This is a genomic window from Roseibium sp. SCP14, assembly GCF_040329475.1.
Lineage (GTDB): Bacteria > Pseudomonadota > Alphaproteobacteria > Rhizobiales > Stappiaceae > Roseibium.
Genome location: NZ_JBDZYH010000048.1, coordinates 1 through 232, shown reverse-complemented (window position 1 = coordinate 232; position 232 = coordinate 1). Strand labels below are relative to the sequence as shown.

Genomic DNA, 232 nt, shown 5'->3' with positions numbered 1-232 from the left:
GAACATGGTGATCAGGTAATTCGCCAGCGCCGGGATCATCGGCGGAACCGCCTGCGGAATGATCACCTTGCTCCAGGTCTGATACGGCGAGTAGTTCAGCGCCCGCGCCGCTTCCCACTGACCCTTGTCGACATTCTCGATCCCCGCCCGGTAAACCTCGGCCGTGTAGGTGCTGTAATGCAGGCCGAGACCGATCACACCGGCAGTCAGCGGCGACAGCACGATGCCGGCC

1 protein-coding gene is annotated in these 232 nt (G+C 62.9%); it reads right to left on the bottom strand.

All coding sequences use genetic code 11. The features are described from left to right. Positions 1-232, bottom strand: a 232-nt coding sequence (locus ABLQ08_RS32555) for an ABC transporter permease subunit (protein ID WP_352950931.1), incomplete at both ends; no start/stop codon positions are given.